Source organism: Serratia sp. JSRIV002 (assembly GCF_019968725.1).
Lineage (GTDB): Bacteria > Pseudomonadota > Gammaproteobacteria > Enterobacterales > Enterobacteriaceae > Chania > Chania fonticola_B.
Window position 1 is genome coordinate 1,226,405 of the sequence record NZ_CP074143.1, and the last position, 19,210, is coordinate 1,245,614.

Here is a 19,210-nt window from a genome sequence, read left to right on the forward strand (position 1 = left end):
AGGTGCAGCAGTTTTTTGTCTGGGAGGAAAATGTGAACACTAGTTTTAGCGAGTTCAGCGGTGAAGAAGCCGCCAGCGAGTTTGAGCAGCAGGCCTGGTTCGAACACCAGCAACAGCTACATGGGGAAGGCCAACAGGTGTGGGCCTGGCAGTTAACCGGGGCTGTGGATTATGGTCGCTTGGTCAGGGTGCTGGAAGAAACCCAACGGCAGTTGCCAGGTATCAACGTCCGTTACGTTTATGGTGAGAACGGGCTGATGCGCAGCAACAATCCGTGTTCACCGCCTGCGGTGACCATCCAAACGATCCGCCATCCCCAGGAAGCTATTGACGCCCTGTTAAGCGCCAAAGCGATACCTTTTGACCTGGAGCAGGCTCCGCCGCTGCGCTTTATGCTGTTTTCCGGCGACAGGGGCGGCATGCTGGGGATGGTGGTGCATCAGATTCTGTCAGCATCACTGGAGTGGCAGGATATACCGCAAAAGGTCAGTGCACTGTGCCAGCAACAAGTTGCCTCGCCCTCATCTGAGCCATTCATTATGGAGCAATTGCCGCTGCCAGATTGTTCCGCTCGGCAGACCTCGGTGGAGGTCTTGGCGAGGGAGGTGGATTCCCCTGTCACGCAGGGATCTGATGCGGCAATACGGCAACATATCCTGCAAGCCTTCCGCGAGGCGCTCGCCGTGCCCACGATGGGGGAACATGATGATTTCTTCGATTTCGGCGGGCACTCGCTGATTGCCACGCGAATTATTGGCCGCTTGAAGAGCCAGCAGCATCTTGAAATCAATATCAACGATCTCTTCAGCTATCCCAGCGCGGCTCAACTGGCGCGCTATGCCTATATCGCTAATAACGTGGCCGCTTCGCCGGGTAAGCAAGCGGAGAATTTGGCCTCGCTAAGCCCGCAGGCTCCGTTATCGCTGGCACAACGGTCATTGTGGAAAATCTATCAGGCGTTAGGCTGCGGCGAGGCTTTCAATATTCCCTTTGCGCTGCGCTTTCTCGACCCGATTGATGAAGGGCTTTTCTTCCAGGCCTTCCAGGATATTTTGCTGCGTCATCCGGCTTTGCGCACCCTGTTTGTCGACATTTCCGGCGAGGTTTTTCAGCAGATCGTTCCGCCGGAGATGCTGTCTCAGTACGAATGGTTTTGGCATTCGCAGTCTCAGGATGTGCCGCTGGATCAGGCACTACAGCGCGCAGCCAGCCACCACTTTGAGCTCGACGATGAGTTACCGGTACGAATCACTTTCCTGCGGGATGAGGAAAATGGTCAACAGGTGGTTTCGCTCTTGTTCCACCATATTGTGTTGGACGAATGGTCGGTGAATATCCTGATGGATGAATTGGCTCTGGCGATGGCAAGCCGTTCCGCCGGATCGGCACCGGAGTGGCCGCAGACACCGGCACCGTTCCACGCGTTCGCAATCCAACAGCAACAGGCCGGGGTCAACGATCGACATCTGCAGTTCTGGCTGGAACGTTTGCACCATGCGCCGTCTGGGGCGTCGATTTTCGCCAGCGAAGCGCAACAGGCCGATGCGGCTTCTCACTCCGGCAACTGGGTTGAGTTCAAGTTGGAGCACGCTGTCTCCACCGGGCTTTACCGCCTGGCGAAACAGCAGGGCGCCTCACTGTTTAACGTGGTATACAGCGGAATTGCTGCGGCGCTCCATCTGCTGGGTGGTGCGAAAGATCTGGTCATTGGCACCTCGGCATCTGGCCGTAACGACGCGCAATTTTTCGATACCATCGGTTACTTCACCACCGTCGTCGCCCATCGGATCGGTTTTGCCGACGGCATCACGCTGAACGCGCTGATCGATGACGTAAAGCGGCAGATAAATGATTCACTGCCTTTCAGCGACATCCCGATCGATCTGGTCGAAGAAGGGCTGTTTGGCGATCGGGCGCCGCACGGTAGCCATATGTTTGAGGTCTTCATTCAGCTTCATGCCAAAAATAAGCTTAACGGAGCGTTTAGCTTGGGCGCGGGCCAGCAGATCCGCTTTCGCCAGATCGATCCTGAGAAATCAGAATCGGTGCTGGGGTTGCAGTTTGAGGTGATGGAAGAGCAAATCGACGGCGAGCCTTCTGTGCGCGTCATGTTGAGCTACCGCTCTGACCGCTATTCATGCGATCAGGTCCAGCAGATCGTCCAAACGACACGTCAGGTGTTTGCCGCTATGGCCGATTCCGTCGGTCAACCGGCGCTACGGCTTGATGCGCTACGCCATAACAGGGGGGGATTATGAAGCAGGAACCGTTGGACGATATTCAGCGCATCTATCCGGCCAAAACCCTGGTAGAGCTGGTTTATAGCGCCTCACAGCAGGCTTTGTTTGTCAGCTCTCCCGATTGGGAGGATGAGCGGCAATCCCGTGTACTGCGGATAAATCCGCAAACCCTGGCCGTTGAGAAGGAGATCCCGTTACAGGTCAAAGGGTTTGGCGTGGCGCTGGACGATCGCCGCGGGCATCTTTACCTCTCACAGGGGTTTAACGGCACCGTCGCCGTAGTGGATATTGCCACCAATCGGTCGATCGCCACCATTGCGTTGATGCAGGAGATTGCTTTCCATCAGCTGTATCAACGGGAGGGGATTGTCGGCGAGCGTCAGGCTTTTTTATTACGGGAATTGGCGCGCTTTGGCGTGAGTGAAGGCTTCCCATGGAAGCTGCGGGAGCTGGTTTTCGATCCACGTAGTGAGCGCCTGTTCTTGCCAGGGCTGGGGCTGGGTATCGATAGCGTGCTGTTTGTGGTGGATACCCGCAAGCGTCAGCTGGAGAAGATTATTCACGGTTTCGGCTATAACGTGGTGGGCATCACGCTGGATGAAACGGGGCGCCGCGTCTTCGTTTCTAACATGCAAGGTCAGCTGTTTGTGGTGGACCCAGACAGCTTGGCGGTTGTTTCCCAATGGGAGATTGAAGTCGATCAACTGCTTAATATGGTCTATGACCCACAGCAAAACCGGATCTTCGGTGTCGATCAGGGCATTGACCGCAGCGATTGGCGTAACAATCATCTGGAACGTGAATATGTTGCCCGTAGCGCGGGTCATCAGGTCTTCGTTCTGAACGCCGACAATGGCGACGTTATCGCATGTATGGCAACGGATGAAGTGCCTATCGGCCTGGCATGGGATAGCGAGCGGCAAAGGCTGTACGTCGCCAATCGCAAAGGAATTCGCGTGGATATTGGCGAAGGCACGCTAACGGTATTTGATACAGCCCGCTATTGCCTGCTGCAGACCCTACCTATGGCTCCGCATCCCAACAGCCTGGCGTTTGGTGAGGATAAGCAGTGCCTGTTTATCACCGTCAAAAATGATGAAACCATGATTAAGGCCGGGCTGCCGGAATGTGTTGCCCGTATGCCATTGTGGTAGTGGCCGCAGGTGAAGGGATAAGGGAGGTGAAGTCAATTGCCAAGGCTCAAGCTGCATGGATTCAATAATCTGACCAAGAGTCTGAGTTTTTGTATCTACGATATTTGTTACGCCGAGACGGTAGCCGAGCGCGACGGCTATATCGCTTATATAGACGAGCAATATAATGCCAGCCGTCTGACCGAGATCCTGGTGGAAACCTGTTCGCTGATTGGGGCCAACGTGCTGAGCGTTGCCCGCCAGGACTATGAGCCGCAAGGTGCCAGCGTGACTATTCTCGCCAGTGAGGAGCCGGTCAAGCCAAATGGCGTCAAGCTTCCCCAGCCAGAGTCCGTCGTGGCGCATTTGGACAAAAGCCATATCTGTGTTCATACCTACCCGGAAAGTCACCCTGGGTGTGGGGTTTGCACCTTTCGTGCCGATATCGACGTCTCGACCTGTGGGGTGATTTCGCCGCTGAAAGCCCTCAACTACCTGATCCAGCAGTTGGAGTCAGATATTGTGACGATCGATTACCGGGTCAGAGGTTTTACCCGGGATGTGTATGGGGTGAAACATTACATCGATCATGAGATCACTTCGATCCAAAACTTCATTTCGCCAGAGATAAAGTCGCTATACCAGCTGGTGGATGTGAACGTTTATCAGGAAAATATCTTCCATACCAAGATGTTGCTAAAAGCGTTCGATTTGCATGATTACCTGTTCAGTACCAGGTTGCACAGCCTCAGCGAGGCCCGACAACTGGAGATCAGCAAGCTGTTGTGTAAAGAGATGCAGGAGATTTACTCTGGACGAAATATGCCGTAGACGGGGGGATGCCTGCTAACGGACAAGCGCAGGCATCAATTTGCTTGGTGCACTGAAGAAATCAGTCATAGCTGATATTAAACAGTACCGCACTCTTCACTTTTCCGGGGGTTGCGCGCCCGGTGGCATAATACTCATAGCCGATATCACATTGGCTGCGGTTATCGGTAATAACGGCACAGCCAACGCGTGGGGCAGTGCGTAAATCCAGCGGCTTGTCATTCATCAGCAGCCTGATTTCGACGTTTTCGGCCTCGCCGTTCAGCGTATTGACCAGATTGCCGGTATCCGAACTGACCGTCGGCCCATTTCCCAGCGTAATATAGGGCGTGTAGCCATTGGTACAATGCACCCCGCCGATATGGATACTGCCTAGCGAACGGCCATGAGTCATACCGGCTGCGCGTAGGCTCCCCGCCGAGACCTGCGGCATCATCCAGTCGTAGTCCTTGTGTTCTTGCCCCTCGACGCTGTCAAAATAACAGGTCGCGAGCTTGATGGAGCCAGTAACGTTCAGTATGCCAGTAGAGGCGGCTTCAACGCTGTTGCCGCAGCAAATCAGCACCAGCAGAGACAGTATTCTCTGCGTATTCGTTATCTTCATTCTCCACTCCCGGTTATTGGTAAGTGATCATAAACTCTATTTGGGCATCAGCCCTGCCCGCCCGGATGGGGGTTGAGGTTTGAACATAAGTCGCCTTGACGCCCAGGCTGTAATCGCTGCCGCGGTCCTCAAGGAAGGTAATGTAATTTGCCAGATTGATGCTCTGGTTGAATTTGGCCCATTGGTAGTTGCCATTTTCCTGCCTCAAGCTCAGTTGGACACCTACCCCTGAGGCTGCGTCACTGGCGGTGGTGTTCAGTTTCGAGATCCCGCGTTCGGCATCAATAAATCCGTTGCGCGGCGTCAGCTTGAGGCTGATAACATTGGGCTTGAACACGCCGTAAGAGGTTGAACCATAGAAAGCGGGGCAACCCGATAGCACAATCTGAGTCTCGGCGCTGCCTGCCGTGCTGCCGATACCGTTGAACTCATCAGGATAGTGCTCCCCGAGCGGCAGATAATAATTGTTGCCAACGTTGCAGGTTGCCGGGATTGCCGTCAGGTTGCCCACTATCCTCGCTTGTTGATAGACAAAGCTCTCACCATTGCCGTCGAATGAGGTTTTGAACCTGGGGAGATCGCTACTGCTAATAGTTCCGCTGCCGATGTTGGCGGCGATTTTAATCATTGCAATATTAAAACTGACTGCGGCATCGTCCTGACCGGTAAAGTTGAAAACGCTGTCGCTGGTGGGTGAAAAGAAGGCAGTAAGCCGACCAGGGAGCTGTAGATGGGCGCCGTTGTTACCATCGGGGGTACCTTGCCACAGGGCTACCCCGACGCCAGAAATATTGGTATTGAACACGGTGGGAAACGTCGCGTCACGGTAACTGGATTGGCCATGGGGGGCACTGATGACGGTGTTAACCAGATCATAAACCCCCGCGCGGCACAGCAGACTGGCACCGTTGCCATTGGTCTGGATACGTTGGGAATAGATGACACTGCCGATGGGAAGATCCTCCCCCACGGTAACATAGCCGCCGATGGTCAATCGGGTATCAAGCGGAGCTTTGACAGCAGAGGAACTATCCCAATCACAACCCGCACTTGCTGCGAGCGCATTCTGAGCATACAGGGCGCCGCAGAGCATCAGTGATATCGCTATTGCTGAGGCGAATATTCTTTTCATGTTGTTTCTCAATTCGTGTGGGCAGTTTGTCATTGGCAGACTCCTTGGATCAACTGTCTGCTGTCTTCAGCGGTGCTTGGCTGCAGCGAATAATGGATGCTGCAATGTTCCGCCTGACTATCCCCCCATCTCACTTGCAACACGCCTTTCAGGTCGAGATCGCGAGCCACCACCAGGCTGGCCTGGCCGACAACCCCCACGGCGTTGTTCTGCGCATCATAGACGTTGGCAGCGAAGGGCAGTGGGCTACCGTCCGGTCGCTTGGCTCTGATGTAGGTCACCTTGCCGCGTTTGGTTTCATAATCAAGCAGGACCACGGCACCGGCGCGGGGGGCCGTGGTATTGCGGGTAGACAGCAACTCTACGTCCTGTGAACTGCCCTTGGGATCGATATCGACCTGATTGAGATAATAGGGCCGCAGGTAAGGGACGATGGCATAGCCAAAACGGTCGATCTGAACGCCCGGAGCGCTGGTAACGAGAGCGCCTTCAGCACCAGGCGCCCGCACCAGACCGCCTGTTTCGCCAAGTGATTGCCCTAAAGTGATACCGCCACGGTGGGCCACCAGGGCACCATCCATGCTTGCTGAAACCTGCCGGTTTCCCTGCCCATAGCTATAGTTTGCGCCCATATGGGCAAGGGTTGAGCGGTAGCCAATGCCACCGTTGAAAAAGTTGCTATTGCCTTCGGTATTCCGGCTGGTGCTGACGACATAGTTAAACTGATTCTGTTCACCCATATTGCCCGACAGGCCAATCAGGCCAGTGTTCCCCTTATCGTCGGTAGTGCCGGTAGCATTGAGCGTTGGCGCATGGAGGTTCGAGCCTAGCGGTAACGAGAGCGTCAACGCGTATTGGGTTTCCCGCCGATCCGGCGTTCTCTCTTCTGTATTTCCTGTGAGTTGCCCGCTTAGCGTTCGGTTGACCGAGAGGGTATAGCTGAGATTGTGCCAGAAATTGCTATAGCCTAGCTGTAGGCTCTGTTGCGAACGACTCTGGTTCCAGTAAGAGGTATGATTGCCGGTGGCATATAGGCTTCCCCAGCCTTCTCCCAGTTGCTGGTTGACCGAAAGCGTAAACAGGCTGCGTTGACGTCCATAGGCATCGACATTTCCATTACGCAAGGCCAGATCGCGCAGCTGCACAGCGTCATTCAAGCTCAGGAAACCGTCGGTTGAGTAACGATAAGCGGCCACTGAGAAGCTGGTTTGTGTTTCTGGATACATCTGGCTGAAGCCGATACGATAGCTTTGCCCTGAACGCGGGTGCTGGCCGGGCAACCGGGTTTTCGCCTGGGTGACATCGAATGAGAGTGCGCCGATAAACGTGTTCATAGCGCCACCCAATAAGGCCGAGAGGTACCCTTTGCTGGCGGTGGCGCCGGTGTAGCCGGTAATGAAATTACTCAGGCCCAACTGGTAGGTCAGGCTGCCAAATTCAGGCTTGTTTGCCAACCCATCATTATTCACTTTACCTGCAGCCACTTCGTAGCGGCTTATCCCTGGCCGCAACATTTGAGTCACTGAAGCATAGGGAACCGTGAAGGATCTCAATTGGCCATTGGCCTCTTCTACTTGTACGGTCAATTCCCCTCCATAGCTGGTGGGGTAGAGATCGTCGATCTCGAAAGGCCCTGGAGATACCGTAGTGGTATAGAGCGTGTAACCATTCTGAGTAATGATCACTCTGGCGTTGGTATTGGCTATGCCACGTACTACGGGGGCGTAGCCACGTAGAGCGTCAGGTAGCATGCGGTCATCAGAATAAAGTCTGACCCCTCGGAAACGTATGCCGTCAAACAGTTCGCCACTGGTAAAGGCGTCACCCAGGATCAATTGAGATTGCAGCGCGGTAACATCGCGGCTGATATAGGAAGATGTGCTTTTGTAATCCCCGCCACTCTTTCCCGAGGACCAATTGACGCTGCCGTTATTTCGCACGCGCCAAGGGCCGACGTTCAGACCGTTACGCAGCCCGAGATAGCCGTAGGTGTTGCTGTTTTCCCGCTGTCTTGACTGATAAACGTTGGCGTTGTAGTTCACTATCAAGGCGGTTAAGCCATCCTCCCACAGCTCGGGATTGACATAGCCACGCGGTGTCTTGGTGAGCAGCAACTGCGGTATCGTCAACGTCAGCTTTTGTTCGCCGACATCAAAGCTAACGGTGGCCCCGGGCAGGAGTTCACTGAGTGAACCGCAATAGCCCTCTTGCACTAATGGCGCCAATTGCACGGCAGGGATCTGAGCCAATAGTTTCTCTGCGCTCAAATTGAGCAACGAGAAGAAACTGCCCGGATAGCAGGGAAGGGTTTGCAGGTTATTGCCCGGCTGGGCCTTAAACTGGATTTTTTCATTGCCGATCCGCTGGCCATTAAGCTCGATCGCCACGGTGTAGATACCAGGAACAACGACGTTACTGCGGCTGAATTGGGCCGGATCGAATGTTCCGACCTTACCGCCAGGGAAAAAACTGGGGTCGAATGTCACTTCTTCCGGCGTGTCTGCCGCATAGCTGGAAGTGGCTGAAACCATGGCACATGAAAGAAACCACTTCAGCACGGTTTTTATTGTCGGTTTACACCTAGTCATAGCATCCTTGATGACTCAGATAAGCCAATACTTCTGAAAAAGGGTGATGTCAGCGGCCTAACGGGTATGTTTTTTCAATAAAAGCCCCATAGTCATTAATCGCCTTGGTGATTACGCTATTTGGTGGCGCCGCAATAACCTTGTTATCGCGTTTTAGTTGAAAGGTTTGCTCAGAGAAGGGGGCGATCATGCCGCCATCAGTGCCGGCTACCGAGGCGATGCCATACCCAGATAATTGCACGGAGGCATAGCTGATATGGTATGGCGTGGGGTTTTTAGCGAACAATTTTTCCCCTTGCCGTTGCCAACTCACCTTATCCATGGTTTCCAGTGACAGCCCTGGCAACGTGGAAGGGCGGTAAAATACCTTCAGGCGGTTGCGATAGGCGATGGAGAGGTAATTCTGATCCCCTTTCGACTGGGGAGGGACTTCAAGTACGTTGATCCAATATAGCGTCTCGCGGTCGGTGGCGTGGCTTACCAACGGCGTTGAGGTAATACGTAAGGTTTGCGTCTTGGCGGGCTCAACTCGTGAAACCGGTGGCATGATTATAAAAGGAACATCGCTGTCCTCAGGGGCTGAATTCGCATCGCCTGCATCTATCCAGGATTGAACCAATAGCGGAAAACGGCTTTTATTTTCCAGCTTCAGGGTGACTTCTTTGGCATCACTTGGGTAGATCACGCGCGTACCAGATATGACGATACCGGCATGCAAGGAGGAGGAAAAAAATCCGCTTAACAGCGATAGCAGTAGCCAATATTTTTTAATCAAGCGCATAACAATCTCGTCAGTATAGACGTGGCAAATATGGCCCTGTGGTAACAGAGCCATAACCTATTCAGTCAGGTTTTATTGATAAACGATGCTGTATTTAACCGTAGAGGCAACTTGGCCTGGGCCTGCCGCGCCACCCACAGCAACATACTGGCCAAAGTAGGTATATTCGGCAGTTTGATTGACGATGGTTTTCGGCGCATGGTTGTTATTGCCGGATACCAGGTTGATCGGGCTGTTGGTTTCGCCGTTCAGAATTTGTACCTGAACATTGGCCGCAGGATCGGTTGCTGAAGTATTTTTCAACCAACCAGTCGCATTATCGATAGCCGGGCTGGTTGGCTCAAAATACACTGAAGCAATCTTGCCGTCGGTGCAGTTTAAATCAGAAGGGCCGCCCAGTCTGATGGTAAACGGCGCAGGCTTGGCTGTGGCACCGGCAAAGCTTAATTCACTGGCACTGACCGTTTCCAAAGGCACGTTCAGATCGACAGCACCATTTGGCGTCTGGTCGTTGATCAGGCAGGTTGCGTCAGTGACTTCGCCGGTGAAATTGATATTACCACCCGCTACGGTGATGGCGGCAGAAGCCGGAACTGCGGCAAAGCCGCCGATAGCCAGTGAGAGAGCCACTACTAATGTGGTTTTTTTCATTGCATATGATCCTTGTTAATTATCCTTAAAATACTCTGAACGTTACATGGAGTAACAACAGAGCCGTCATTTCACTATGGCAGTGAAAATACTGTTCCCTTTTTTGGCGGTGATAAACAATCAAATCATATTTTTTTTATATACAGCGGAGTTACAGACGCCCCACGTAAGGTATATCCTTTTCCTCGCGAGCTTTTAATAAAGTCATCGGCGATACCAATTTTACTTAACCTCGCCCTAAGCTCGGAAATAACTTGGGTCAATCTGGTGGTTGAGGAGGAGAGGTTATAATTCTCCCAAACCTGTACCAGTAACTCCTGGTTGGAAACATAGCCACAGTTGGCGTGTGCCAATAGATATATCAGTAAGCGCAGCATTGTTTCACGCAGTTTTAGATAGTTGGTAAATCGGTCGTCATCATGCTGATGGTACTCTATCGTGTTATAGAGTTTGATTACGGAACCCGATTTGATATCTACCAGATACTCATCATTGATGATGTAGCCAAAAAGTAATAACCCACTCTCACTCGTCTTGGTGATTGGGGTTGCTACATATTTAATTTGAATCGTATCATCCATTATCAACTCCGCCGCATCCGCTGCTAAAACTGTCTGGCTCTGACTTCGTTAATTGGAACTGTCATTTCCACACATTGGCTTTATATATTATTGCCTGAAGACTTAATGTCAATTCATAAGAATAAAAAAATAACCGAAATAAAAAGAATTTAAATCTTTTTATTGGCTTTTTTTTGATATTTTCGTTTGTTTTTGTCTGTTTATTGGTTGTATTTTGATATTTAATGTTATTACTGTAGGGAATTTAATGCATAAGCATAATATGCTGTTTTGGTGGCGTTATTGCCTATTGTTTTTGTTTTTTCTTTTAAAAGTCGCGGAGTGAAGTCAAGTTGAAATAGTCTGCGAAACTGACGGATTTTGTATTCGGAGGAATCCTAATGACTTTTTATCTTATATTTTATTCTTGCCATTCGCAAGTAGGATAAATCGCAATAATAACAGGTGTGTATAGATGTTGAACATATCTATGTTTTTTTATTTATGATTTTAGTATTGAAGGGGCTTGCAGCCTTTGTACGGATGAGAAGCAGGCCGAATAGAGGAATTCGGCCTGGTGATATCGGAGAGGTCTTAGAACAGCACTGAGTAGTTCAAACCAAAGGTGCGGCCACGGCCTTTATAGCTGTACAACTCCGGCGCGCCGTAGGTTGGGCTATACAGGATTGGCGCACGTTGGCCCCACACGGTGGTGTAGTCTTTGTCCAACAGGTTCTCTACGCTGAAGCTGACCTTGCCGACCGGCAGGGCATAGCTGCTGAGGACGTCAATGGTGTTATAGCCGTCGAGCTTGCGGCCCTGACTGTCGGAAACGTCGAAGGTCTGCTGCGACTGCACGCGCACCGTCCAGTCACCCGGTGCCCAGTTGACGTAGGCGGTGGCTTTCGACGGGCTGGCGGTGTCGACGGTCAACTTCTCCCATTTGCCATCGGTCTTGGTTTCGGACTTGATCAGGTTGAAGGTGGCACCGGTGCTCCATTCGCTGTCGTCGAAGAAGTAGTCCACCGCGCCTTCCATGCCATAAATCCGACGTTTGTCAGCGTTCATGTTGATGGTCATGTCGGTTTTGTTGATGGTGATGGTCTTGTCTGACAGAGAATAGTAGGCCGCAACCTGGGTACGCAGATTGTCGCCATTGTAGCGCCAGCCCAGCTCGTAGGAGTCAACCTTGATGCCGTCCAGCTTGGAGTCATTGACGTTGACACTTTTTTGCAGCTGATAGTGGCCATTCACCAGCTTATAGGTGCCGGAGCCGTAATACTTGGCCAGATCCGGGATCTCAAACCCTTGTGAGAAGTTGAACCAGGTCTGCTGGCGTTCTGTCAGATGGGCCAGCAAACCGGCGTTGAACAGCGCGTTATTGTAGTCGGTTTTACCGCCCGGCACGGCATCGGCAGAGGTCGCCAGGCCGTTGGCGATCCCTTGTTGCTGTGCGTAGCCAACAAAATCATCCACCTTGTTTTCGGTGTACTGGTAGCGCACGCCGCCGCTCAGGGTAAACATCGGATCGATGTCGTAGCTGGCCTGCATGAACGGTGCCAGATTGGTAGTGGTATAGCTCGGATAGCGGCCGACGTTGTAGGCATTTTGCAGCGTCATACCGCCAGACTGCTGGGCCTGCGCCAGATTGAAGAACTGCTGGTTGGCATTGAAGCTTTCATGGTCGGCATCAAAGCCGTAGGTCAGCGTCAGGCTATCGATCGGTTTGCTGTTCAGGGTCAGCTTGCCGCCGTAGAAGTCGGTTTTCTGTTGCGAAGCGCCGATGCTGGTTACCTTGCCGCCACTCAGGGTCGGGAACGGATAGAAGGTCAGCGATTCATCACGATAATACACCTGCGCCACCAGATCCTGGCCCCAGAAATCGGTGTTGGAGTATTGCAGGTTGATCAGATGGCGCTCGGTGCCTGGAATGCGATCCGAATCCAGATTGCCGCTGTTGTAGGCTTGCCCCTTGCCGGTCACCGCCGAGAAGTTTTGCCCCAGATACAGGCCGTGCTTACCGTCTGACTCACTGTTGAAATATTGCGTGGTCAGCTGCAACTGCTGGTGATCGTCGATGTTGATGGTGCCGGTGCCCATCAGGTCAATACGATCGGAATATTGCAGGCCGGTTTGGGTGTTGTCGATCAGCACCTCGTCGCCTTTGCCGTCATACCAGCCGCCGTAACGCTGATAGGAAACCGACAGGCGCCCGAAAGCCTTATCGGTGCCGCCGCTGACCGCTGCCGCCACGTTTTCATCGTGATCGCTGCTGCTGTTAAAGCCGGTTTTACCGCCAAGCTGCAGCTCAACCTGTTTTTCTTCCTGGCCCTTCTTGGTCACAATGTTGACCAGGCCACCGGTGCTGCCGCCGCCGTACAGCGAGGTAGCCCCGGAAATCACCTCAATATGGGCGATGTTGAACGGATCGATTGAATCTAGCTGGCGGCTGTCGCTGCGCGATGAGTTCAGGCGCACGCCGTCGATCATCACCATCATCGAGCGGCCACGCAGGTTCATGCCGTAGTTGGTACGGCCCTGGCTGCTGACGTCCATGCCCGGGATCAGCTGCGACAGCACATCCTTGATCTCTTTACCGCCCTGCACCTGCTGCTCAATTTCCTGGCCTTCGATCACCCAGGTGGTCTGGGCCATTTCCGCTACGCTGCGGTGAGAGCGGCTGGCGGAAACCACCAGTTGGTCATCATTTTTTTGTTCTTCTGCCCAGGCTGTTGGTGCGAGCATGGCCAACAGGCAAGGGTTTAGTACCCAGAGGTGTCTGCGTTTCATTGTTGTTCAAACGTTTCCATGGTTAGTTAAAGTTAAAGATGGCGTCGTGTGCAGTTTGGGCGGTGACCGCTGCCTGCTGGCTACGCCATTGGATCACAGCCGGGGTGGACGTTAAGTCGAACTGGTCGCGTCCTAATGCCCGGTTGAGAATACGGGCCGAACGCCAGGCCATCAGGCTGAGCTGGGGTTCGGCAATGCCATGACTGTGCATGCCGGCGTTGACGGCAAACAGACAGTTTTCGCTCGGACCCTGCCATTCCAGGGTGAAATCCGGCGTGATGCGATACTCATCGTTCGCCGTGGTCAACAGGCGATTGGCTAGCGGTGCGAGAAACGCCGGGCGGTCTTGCTGATAACCGGTGGCGAAGATCACCACGTCGCAGTCGAAGGTTTCCTTGCCCTGATCGAGATGGTGATGGGTGACCAACTGATAGCCATTGCCGGATGCGTGCATCGCGGCCAATGAACGGCTAGGCAGCAGGTGGGCCCAAGGCTTTTCACGTAACACTTCAAAGCGGTGATACATCGCCCGGTAAATCGCCAGCAGCGATCCGCTGGTGATGCCGTCCGACGTCATTTTCTGCTCGGTCAGCATGCGCTGTTTGGCGCTGTCGCTCAGGGTGTAGAAGCTTTCTACATATTCTGGCGTGAAGTATTCATTGGCGAAGGCGGCCTCATCCAGCGCGTTGTAATTGTTGCGGCGCGAGATCCAGTTCAACTGCTTGGGCTGGCCCCACTCGGCGCGGAAAATATTCAAAAACAGATCGGCACCGCTTTGGCCGCCGCCGATAACGGTGACGCGTTTGCCGGTAAGATCCGGGTTACGCAGGCTCATTTCGCTGGCATGGAAGCAGCGATCGTTCTGCTCGCTGACGCAGTCCGGCAGCTTGGGGCGTTTGCCTATCCCCAAGCAGATATGGCGAGCCCGGTAGACATCACGCTGGGTGGAGACAACAAATTGGCGTTGCTGGTCGTCAAAATCCACGCTGCGGATATCTTGGCTGAACTCGAGCGTCTCCAGCCCGTTAGCCGCCCAATCGAGATAGTCGGCGAACTCTTCGCGGGAGACCGTGCGCTGCTCGGTGGTCAGGAAGCGGTAGAACTTCTTCCTTTTCACCAGGTAGTTGAGAAAACTGTACGGGTTGGTCGGCGAAACCGCGCTGACCAGATCCTTGAGGAAACTGGTCTGCATATGGCAGTCCGGCACCATCATGCCCGGGTGCCAGGAGAAGTGCGGTTTGCGTTCGAAAAACTTGCTGTTAAAGCCGGTAACCTCACTGCCAAGTGCGGCAATGCTCAGATTGAATGGGCCGACGCCGATGCCGATGAAATCCAGAGGCTGATTCATTGGGCAAACTCCTTGGAGACCAAATAAAGAGGGTTATCCAGATCTTGCAGATAGTTCGGCAACATGCGGCTGCCGCCATCCTGCTCTGAATAGGTGAGTTTCACCGGGTTGAGTACCACGCGAATAATCTGTGGTTTGAAAAGGTCGAACAGGGCAAAGCGGTCGGCCAGCTGCGGATGCTGCGCCATATAGCGCTCCAGCACCTGTGCCAGCACTTGATAGAAACGCGGTTCGCTTATGCCGCAGCCGCTCATCAGCGGCGAAATGAAACGCAGCACGGTGACGAAGTGCCCGGTTTGCAGGTCATGGATCAGATAGTCGGCAGGCAGGCGCACCGTGACGTCTTTTACCACCTGCGGCAGTGAAGAGGCCTGTGGGAAGTCCTGATCTACCAGGCGCATATCGCCCTGGAAATCTTTTAGCAGCACGCGTTGCGGCACATGGTCTTTCATCACTAATGTGATGTTCTGGCCGTGGGCGATCAGCGCCACCCCGTAGCAGCACATCAGGTGGTACATCGGCAGCACTACCGCCTGGAACATCTGCGCTAGCCACGCCTCTGCGCTCAGGCCAGAACGGGCGATGTAGGCGGCGATCAGTGGTTCACCCTGATTGTCGGTTTCCATCAGCGTTGCCATCAGGATCGCCTGTTCGCCCGGTTGCAGATAACAGGACGGGTTTTCACGCCAGATCACCCCGAGCATTTCCTGATAACGGTACGGGGCCTTGGGCAGCGCGCCGTAGGTTGGGTGGGCCAGATAGCCGGCCGCCGGTTCACCCAGGATCTGGGCGCCGCTGGCCTGCAAGGTGCTGTCACTGGCGAAAATCTGCTGTAACCAGCGTGAAGCCGCAGGCCCGGCGCTGATGTACTTGCCCGGAATGCCGCGATAGCAGGAGGTGTTGTAAATGGTCAGCGGCAGCTTGATATCGAAGGGCACCCGGCGGCTGGTATTGGTCAAAGTGCGCAGGGACTGCTGAGCCAGATAGCGATCGCCAAACTCGCCCAGCTCAACCAGTTCACCGCTGGCCAGTTGTGGCAGGAAATGCAGCGCAATTTTTTGCTGCCATTGCCATGGGTGCAGCGGCACCGGCAGCCAGTCGTTGTTCAACTTCAGGTCGTGCCAACGGCGGTCAAAGCGCTGGCGTTCCACGCTGTCCATCGCGCTGTTGAGCAAGTTTTCTAGCGGGAAGTCCTCGTCAATGCACCAGACAAAGCTGCTGCGTTTGGCGGCCACCCAGTGCAGCTGGAACTGGCCCTGATATTCTGGCGCATATTGTTGCAGCGCCGTCAGCCCCCAGCCACGACGCCCCTTGTTGAAGACGAACTTCGGGTGGCCTGCCAGCAGGCATTGCAGCGCGTCGGCATCCAGCGCAATCAGATCGTTGGCGCTCATCCCGTGGCGAGCGGTGAGTAACTGCATGTCACCGCGTAGCGTGGCATACAAATCTTCCAAATGTTCGGCGATCTGCGCGTCGCCCATCTTCAGCACCTGCGCCAGTTGCCGCAGCGTTTGATCGGCGGCCAGCGGCAGGCGATCGCAACTCAGGCTGTTGGCGTCGATGTGCAACCAACCCCAGATCCCGCGTTTGGCGTTAAAGCTGTAAGTCGCGTCACCGAGGGCTATTTGCCATTGGCCGCCGTGTTCCTCGGCCTGCAAGGTGCGCTCGTACTCCAGTTCCGCCAGGATTTTTGCGGTCATCTGCAGGTTAACGCGTTGCCAATCGGCGTAATCGTGGCGGCTCATACCTGTCCCTCACGGAAGAAGTCATCACGCTGGTTCACGATCAGCCGTGAACGCTTATGGGGGAAATCAAACTCTTTCAGCGTGTGGTAGCCAGCAGTGGGCAGATGGCGGAACAGCCGCTGATTGTCTGCGCGTGGCTCGGCCACGACGCGAGTGGTGCGGGGTTCATCCAGGTATAAATAGTGGGTCAGGCCACGTAGCCAGCTGCGGATGTACTGCGCGCCACGCCAGTCCTCTTCACCGACCAGCATGTGCAGGCCGCGATCGAACGGCTGCCAGCGATAGTGGCGGCCAATGCGATCTTCGGGTGCCCAGTAAACTTCGAAATAGCCAAACGGCTGGTCGTCAAAGCAGCCCAGCAGCGGGTAGCAATAGCTGGAATCTAGCTGGCGCTGTAAATAGGCGGCCTGAACCTCGAGCGGACCGCTCATTTCCCAGAAGGCGTCAACACGGGGGGAGTTCATCCAACGGGTGAACTGCTCGGCGTCGCGCTCCACCTCTGGCAAACGGAAACTCAAGCTGCGTTTGATTTGTGGATCGTAGCGGCGATAAACCTCACCGCTGGGTCTGGCAGGGCGCTGCGGGAACCACAGCTCGCGCTCGGCGTCGTATTGCATCTGGCCGCCAGCGGTTTGGCGTTCAGCGATCAGCCACAGCGGCAACTGATAGAAGGTTTCACGGGCCAGGTAATCACCGCAGGCCTGGGCGAACAGTGCCAGAGCCTGTGGTTCCTCGCGCCATTCGGCATAGGGCAGGGCAATGCCGCTCAGCTGTGGAGCCGCGATCAGCAACTGATCCAATGCCTGGATCAACCAGCCTGCCGGTAGTGAGCCTGGATAATGCAACGCAGCGCTGCCGTCCAATCCCAGGCTAAGGGACAGGTTTTTCCCCAGCAGTTCGCAGCGGAATCCGCTGGTGGCGTGAACAATCTTGGCAACGGGCATCATTGGGCGGCCTCCACGCGCAGCGGATTGGTGAAATCAAAGTAGATCACCGCCGGATCGACAATGGTGTTCTCATTGTGATCGTGCAGATAGCAGAAGAAGTTGCCCTTGCAGTTCCAATGTTGGCTGTCGAGCACATAGTCCAGGCAGCGGGTATTTTTCGCCGTGTTACGCAGCGTGATTAACGCATCCCGTACTCGTCTCATCAGGCTCTCTTCACTGTCGAACCCTGCTGCCGCCATTGCGGCGGTCACGGCCAACGTAGAGTTCACCAGCAGGTAGTAAGGGAAGTAGCGCAACAGCTGCTGCTCGCTAAAGCGGTTCTCCGCTTCGGCTTCGCCGATTTCATCCAACCAAGGCGTGGCATCGCGGGTAAAGCCGCTGCCCTGGCAATCGCGGTACAGCATGCCCACCGGCAAGTCTTGCTGCATTTCCACCAGAATGTTTTGCTGATGGGCCAGCAACACCAGGCCGTAGTCGGCTTCGGCGCTGAACAGCGGTAGCAGCACCTGCTGGCAGTAAGCATCCAGCCAGCAATGGGCGGCCTGCTGCAACGGTAAGTTCAGGCGGGCAGCCAGGCGGCGCACTGCCGCAGCTAATAGGCTATCGCCACCGTCTGGCGCTGCCTGTGTCAGGGTAACCAACACGTTGGTCTGGTTCTGTGCCTGGCCGAACAGCAGGTTATCGCGCAGCGCCATCAGGCTCTCTTCCTGGATCGTGCCGTCTGCGGAACGTAACCCGGCCCAGCCATCTTCCTGCATCACACGCATCGTTGGATAACGAGCTTGCAACTCCTGCCAGCGGGAGGTCTGTGCCAGGCGTGCCAGACGCATGCCACGCTTCACTTCTTTGACCGACAGGGTACGCACCGAGTTGGTTAGCCGTACGCTAAGGGAAAACTTGATCATGTCGCGGCTGCCCGCGTGATACAGCGAACGTGAAGAGCTGGTTGGCAGCCAACGCTCACCGGCCTCACCCAGATCGCTCAGCTTGTGCTGTTCGACCAACTCGCGGCACCAGCTTTGTGCCAGCAGATAATCGGCCTGCCACGGATGCATCGGCAGCAGCCAGACGTCATCGGTAAAATGGCCTAACAACTGCGGCGCGCTTTCTGCGGCAAAGCGCTGCAGGCGCTGCTGTAACGTTAGATCCAGGCTGTCACCACACAGGTGGTGTTTATCTACCGCAAACCAGCGTAGGGGGAAGCTGCCTGCGAAATCTGGCAGATAGCGCTGTGCCTGCTTCTGATCGAAGGGCTCATGGGATTTCGGAGCCGGGTGGAAGGCATGGCCAGCTAATAACCCCTGTTCTGCCTGGGCAAAATTCAGCGGCTGGTCACGTAGCTTTGGCCAGTCCAGCCGGATGGCGATCGCCTGTTGGGTATTGTCATGACTTTCCAGCACTCGCTGGCGAAAGCGTGCCAAAACCTCCTCACTCAGATGGCCTTTTATCGACGGTTTGGCCAGCAACAACGTAACCAACCGCTCAAAACTCAGCGCTTCACCGTTGCCATTCAGGCTGGCGGGGAACTGATATTGATGATGTTGGGTTGGCGAGATGTGCCGTAATGGAATGCGAATGAACTGGCTATCCGAAAGTGGGAGATGTAGCTGAGGTTGTTGGCTATCGGTTGCCGGAACGATGTGCCAGTCCCGGGTTTCACGCATTAGTGCGTTGAGGAAACATTGCGCTGCCACATCGGTTGCTGCGCTTGCTAACTGGATGGTCATGACCCTTGTCACTCTGGAGCGATTGAGAATGATTCTTATATCAATAGTTCTTATTATTATCAATCACCGCATGATACAATTTTTTGATTAATTACACATAAAAACATCATTTTTTTAACGGTTATTTTACTTA

Annotated in this window: 14 protein-coding genes; 3 read left to right on the plus strand and 11 right to left on the minus strand. The window is 54.3% G+C overall.

The window, feature by feature from the left end; all coding sequences use genetic code 11:
* Positions 1-32: 32 nt before the first annotated feature.
* Genes KGP26_RS05565 through speD form a run of 3 tightly spaced genes read left to right on the plus strand, consistent with a single transcriptional unit; the run spans position 33 to position 4,204 of the window.
* The gene (locus KGP26_RS05565; RefSeq protein ID WP_223665131.1) at positions 33-2,258 is read left to right on the plus strand and encodes a condensation domain-containing protein; all 2,226 of its coding nucleotides are present in this window, start codon (positions 33-35) and stop codon (positions 2,256-2,258) included.
* Positions 2,255-3,394 (plus strand): YncE family protein, encoded by a 1,140-nt coding sequence (locus KGP26_RS05570; protein WP_094983008.1) that lies wholly within the window; start codon positions 2,255-2,257, stop codon positions 3,392-3,394. The genes KGP26_RS05565 and KGP26_RS05570 overlap by 4 nt, the downstream gene beginning before the upstream one ends.
* A gap of 36 nt (positions 3,395-3,430) precedes the next feature.
* Positions 3,431-4,204 carry an adenosylmethionine decarboxylase gene (gene speD, locus KGP26_RS05575; RefSeq protein ID WP_094983009.1) on the plus strand — a complete coding sequence of 258 codons (774 nt, stop codon included), beginning with the start codon at positions 3,431-3,433 and terminating at the stop codon, positions 4,202-4,204.
* A gap of 61 nt (positions 4,205-4,265) precedes the next feature.
* Here speD and KGP26_RS05580 read toward each other — a convergent pair whose 3' ends face one another.
* The 11 genes from KGP26_RS05580 to KGP26_RS05630 all read right to left on the minus strand — a co-directional run bounded on the left by KGP26_RS05580 (position 4,266) and on the right by KGP26_RS05630 (position 19,077).
* Entirely contained in the window at positions 4,266-4,808 is a 543-nt protein-coding gene (locus tag KGP26_RS05580) for a fimbrial protein (protein ID WP_021181956.1), read from the minus strand.
* Positions 4,809-4,821: 13 nt separating this feature from the next.
* A complete protein-coding gene (locus tag KGP26_RS05585) occupies positions 4,822-5,940 on the minus strand; it encodes a fimbrial protein (protein ID WP_223665132.1) in 1,119 nt (372 codons plus the stop codon).
* 29 nt (positions 5,941-5,969) lie between these two features.
* On the minus strand, positions 5,970-8,528 hold the full coding sequence (locus tag KGP26_RS05590) for a fimbria/pilus outer membrane usher protein (RefSeq protein ID WP_223665133.1): 2,559 nt from the start codon (positions 8,526-8,528) through the stop codon (positions 5,970-5,972).
* 49 nt (positions 8,529-8,577) lie between these two features.
* The gene (locus KGP26_RS05595) at positions 8,578-9,309 is read right to left on the minus strand and encodes a molecular chaperone (protein ID WP_209523803.1); all 732 of its coding nucleotides are present in this window, start codon (positions 9,307-9,309) and stop codon (positions 8,578-8,580) included.
* Positions 9,310-9,381: 72 nt separating this feature from the next.
* Positions 9,382-9,960: a fimbrial protein gene (locus tag KGP26_RS05600; protein WP_094983013.1), complete on the minus strand. Its 579-nt coding sequence runs from the start codon at positions 9,958-9,960 to the stop codon at positions 9,382-9,384.
* 125 nt (positions 9,961-10,085) lie between these two features.
* Complete coding sequence (locus tag KGP26_RS05605; RefSeq protein WP_223665134.1) at positions 10,086-10,541, minus strand: winged helix-turn-helix domain-containing protein; 456 nt, start codon at positions 10,539-10,541, stop codon at positions 10,086-10,088.
* Between the two features lie 573 nt (positions 10,542-11,114).
* Positions 11,115-13,310, minus strand: coding sequence for a TonB-dependent siderophore receptor (locus KGP26_RS05610; protein ID WP_166734218.1), 2,196 nt, complete (start codon positions 13,308-13,310; stop codon positions 11,115-11,117).
* 22 nt (positions 13,311-13,332) lie between these two features.
* Positions 13,333-14,658, minus strand: coding sequence for a lysine N(6)-hydroxylase/L-ornithine N(5)-oxygenase family protein (locus KGP26_RS05615; RefSeq protein ID WP_223665135.1), 1,326 nt, complete (start codon positions 14,656-14,658; stop codon positions 13,333-13,335).
* On the minus strand, positions 14,655-16,403 hold the full coding sequence (gene iucC / locus KGP26_RS05620) for an aerobactin synthase IucC (RefSeq protein ID WP_223665136.1): 1,749 nt from the start codon (positions 16,401-16,403) through the stop codon (positions 14,655-14,657). Before iucC ends, KGP26_RS05615 begins: the two co-directional genes overlap by 4 nt.
* A complete protein-coding gene (locus KGP26_RS05625) occupies positions 16,400-17,350 on the minus strand; it encodes a GNAT family N-acetyltransferase (RefSeq protein WP_094983017.1) in 951 nt (316 codons plus the stop codon). The genes iucC and KGP26_RS05625 overlap by 4 nt, the downstream gene beginning before the upstream one ends.
* Positions 17,347-19,077 carry an IucA/IucC family siderophore biosynthesis protein gene (locus KGP26_RS05630; protein WP_094983018.1) on the minus strand — a complete coding sequence of 577 codons (1,731 nt, stop codon included), beginning with the start codon at positions 19,075-19,077 and terminating at the stop codon, positions 17,347-17,349. The genes KGP26_RS05625 and KGP26_RS05630 overlap by 4 nt, the downstream gene beginning before the upstream one ends.
* Positions 19,078-19,210 lie beyond the last annotated feature (133 nt).

What these genes read in the sequence shown, in the direction of transcription:
- KGP26_RS05625 (WP_094983017.1), bottom strand. Translation starts at nt 17,350, where the DNA reads ATGATGCCCGTTGCCAAGATTGTTCACGCCACCAGCGGATTCCGCTGC.
- iucC (WP_223665136.1), bottom strand. Translation starts at nt 16,403, where the DNA reads ATGAGCCGCCACGATTACGCCGATTGGCAACGCGTTAACCTGCAGATG.
- KGP26_RS05600 (WP_094983013.1), bottom strand. Translation starts at nt 9,960, where the DNA reads ATGAAAAAAACCACATTAGTAGTGGCTCTCTCACTGGCTATCGGCGGC.
- KGP26_RS05630 (WP_094983018.1), bottom strand. Translation starts at nt 19,077, where the DNA reads ATGACCATCCAGTTAGCAAGCGCAGCAACCGATGTGGCAGCGCAATGT.
- KGP26_RS05610 (WP_166734218.1), bottom strand. Translation starts at nt 13,310, where the DNA reads ATGAAACGCAGACACCTCTGGGTACTAAACCCTTGCCTGTTGGCCATG.
- KGP26_RS05615 (WP_223665135.1), bottom strand. Translation starts at nt 14,658, where the DNA reads ATGAATCAGCCTCTGGATTTCATCGGCATCGGCGTCGGCCCATTCAAT.
- KGP26_RS05605 (WP_223665134.1), bottom strand. Translation starts at nt 10,541, where the DNA reads ATGGATGATACGATTCAAATTAAATATGTAGCAACCCCAATCACCAAG.
- KGP26_RS05585 (WP_223665132.1), bottom strand. Translation starts at nt 5,940, where the DNA reads ATGAAAAGAATATTCGCCTCAGCAATAGCGATATCACTGATGCTCTGC.
- KGP26_RS05570 (WP_094983008.1), top strand. Translation starts at nt 2,255, where the DNA reads ATGAAGCAGGAACCGTTGGACGATATTCAGCGCATCTATCCGGCCAAA.
- KGP26_RS05595 (WP_209523803.1), bottom strand. Translation starts at nt 9,309, where the DNA reads ATGCGCTTGATTAAAAAATATTGGCTACTGCTATCGCTGTTAAGCGGA.
- KGP26_RS05590 (WP_223665133.1), bottom strand. Translation starts at nt 8,528, where the DNA reads ATGACTAGGTGTAAACCGACAATAAAAACCGTGCTGAAGTGGTTTCTT.
- KGP26_RS05580 (WP_021181956.1), bottom strand. Translation starts at nt 4,808, where the DNA reads ATGAAGATAACGAATACGCAGAGAATACTGTCTCTGCTGGTGCTGATT.